Here is a 2,289-nt window from a genome sequence, read left to right on the forward strand (position 1 = left end):
TTTGTCTGGACTCTGCTGAACCAAGAGCCCACCATCGATAAGGCAGTGAACCCCTGCTTACCCAAGACAGCGGCGTCGTTTGGGCCAAGGCTATTTACCATCGGCCCTGGAAAGCGCTTTTGAAACAGGCCGGCCTGTCGGATGTGACGCTACATGAGCTGCGGCATACCTACGCCAGCACGATGGTTCGAAATGGCGCTCCGTTGATCATCGTGGCACAGGCCCTTGGTCGCAGCGACACCCGAACGGTGGAGAAGCACTATGCTCACCTCGCCCCGTCCTATAGCGGACATCATTCGCCGACTAGCACCCGACATTTAGAGGACAATCCAAATGGCTGAGGTCGTAATTGCCTGCTCACTTGCCGTGATCGCGTGCTTCTGCGCGTTGTGCATAATCGCGTTTTTCATGCTGGCGAAGTCCGCTACCCATCCTTCTTACCTTGAACAGGAAAGATGACGCCGCTCGGCGCTTGGCCGAGCCATTAGGTCCAACCGTGCGAGAAGCTGTGGCCACGGCGATGGCAAAGATCGACCTACGCCATTGCCGTGAGGCGCTTGCCCGCGCGCTCGTGCACGAAGGTGGCCATGTGAATAATAGGACCGGACCGCCCCACCTTCCGTGGCGTTACAGCTATTCAGAGCGATCGACAGTTCCACGCATTTGCGACGCCGCTTGGGCTTCGAAAAAGCTGACCGGCTTATCCGACGTCGCCCAGACGCAAATTCCGTAGGCAATCCCGAAGGAGATCAACAGGGCGGGCAAGATGGGTAAGCGGTGCATGGATCGGCTGGGCCTCTTTGTTGCAGACCCGCCCACAACCTCCTGCAACCCGATCGGTTCGACATAAAGTATTTACCGTGTTGGCATGGTTTACGGATGGTTTCGCAGGCCATCGCGGATGCTTGCCACTGTGTCTGCTGGCGGAGACAAAAAAAAGCCCGCTGCCGGGAGGAGGTGGCAGCGGGCTCGATTTTCGAATGTGGCGCGGGAGGAGGTGCGCCTCATTCAGCGCCGGCATCGCATCTGGGAGGAGTAGATGGCCGACAATCAAAATCTACCCGCTGCCCAGCGATTTCTGCAATCGTGGATCGTGCATAGCTGCTGTGCAGATTTGCCTGTGCCGACACACGTGTAGCATCAGGCCTCCGAATTGGGCAATTTTGTAAGCTCAGCAATCGAGGGAAGGCCGGTCCCGATCCTTGGAGGCGACACCAAGGCCAGTCGCGACGCAGAGGAAGAGGACGTGTTCGACAAGATCGCCGCCCGGCCCCGGAAAAAATTTGCCAGCGGGTCGGAACCTACTACTGCTGCTCCGGCATTTCAGTATTTTCCTGAGGGTCTTTTTTCACGCCCGGGCTGGGTGACGTATCCACTGGCGCATTACCGCCCTGGTTTTGCACAGGAGCACGCTTGAACGGTGCCGTCTGCCAAGAGCCGTTCGATAAGGGCGTGAGTACAAAGAATGCCATTAGGCCTAGGAAAATGACGGCAATAACCGCCACGCCCCACGCCATGAGTCTTCGCGTGCCGCGTTGTTCTTCCCTGCGAGATAGATTGTCCACCATTGCTCCGGCCTCTCGTGAAGTGGCGCCTGTTGCGAAAGCATCTCCCTCCTCGAACTTCGCTATTGCATCAAAGTTCCGGCCCCGGTGCAGCATCCGCGAAAGAGCATTTTTAAGCTTAGCGCTCTAACGGCGTCGCCGGCGCATTGGGGGAATAGGCTTCGGGTTTAGCCTTAGCCACTGACCGGCGGCGAAGTTCCTCGCGAATTCCTCGGTCTCGAAAAGATGCTGGGTGGTTTCGCCATTCTCGACGAGTTGTACCGCCCACTGGCCGTCGATGTGTTCGATACGAACACCAGCCCTTTGGTCATCGTCCACGGCCCGCACTCCCACACACGACGAAGGCACCAACAAATCATAGCGCCCAAAGCGCTTCAACGTTCGAAATGTACAAAGCGAAGGAGAAGTCCTGTGACCGGCGTGGTGCGCACACTCCTGGAACGCTGGCAACCGAAGGGTCGATCACGAAGACGGTCATAGGCGAAAATGCGACTTACGCGGCATCCCTGGATTGCTCGGTCGCGCTCGGTAGGCTCGGCCTGGAGGTCACTGTTACCGGCGTTGCAGCAAATCCTACGGCTGGAATGCCGTCGTGCGGATGCTAGAGGTTTAGTTGTATCCGAGCATGTGACGCAATCCGACAATCGGTAGATAGACGGTCCAAATCATACCGATGGCGGCGGCAACACCAAGGCCAATCGCGGGAGCCCACGCCCTCCATTGC

At 57.8% G+C, this 2,289-nt stretch carries 3 protein-coding genes; 2 read left to right on the plus strand and 1 reads right to left on the minus strand.

Annotated elements, in window-relative coordinates:
* Positions 1 to 143 precede the first annotated feature (143 nt).
* Both EN932_RS34260 and EN932_RS38535 read left to right on the plus strand, forming a co-directional pair.
* Positions 144 to 341: a tyrosine-type recombinase/integrase gene (locus EN932_RS34260; protein WP_244514468.1), complete on the plus strand. Its 198-nt coding sequence runs from the start codon at positions 144 to 146 to the stop codon at positions 339 to 341.
* Between the two features lie 905 nt (positions 342 to 1,246).
* Positions 1,247 to 1,417, plus strand: coding sequence for a hypothetical protein (locus tag EN932_RS38535; RefSeq protein WP_164770142.1), 171 nt, complete (start codon positions 1,247 to 1,249; stop codon positions 1,415 to 1,417).
* A gap of 274 nt (positions 1,418 to 1,691) precedes the next feature.
* Here EN932_RS38535 and EN932_RS34275 read toward each other — a convergent pair whose 3' ends face one another.
* On the minus strand, positions 1,692 to 1,883 hold the full coding sequence (locus EN932_RS34275) for a hypothetical protein (protein ID WP_082827649.1): 192 nt from the start codon (positions 1,881 to 1,883) through the stop codon (positions 1,692 to 1,694).
* Positions 1,884 to 2,289 lie beyond the last annotated feature (406 nt).

Origin of the sequence: Mesorhizobium sp. M7A.F.Ca.US.002.01.1.1, from assembly GCF_004022955.1 — a bacterium.
In the GTDB taxonomy this organism is placed as follows: domain Bacteria; phylum Pseudomonadota; class Alphaproteobacteria; order Rhizobiales; family Rhizobiaceae; genus Mesorhizobium; species Mesorhizobium ciceri.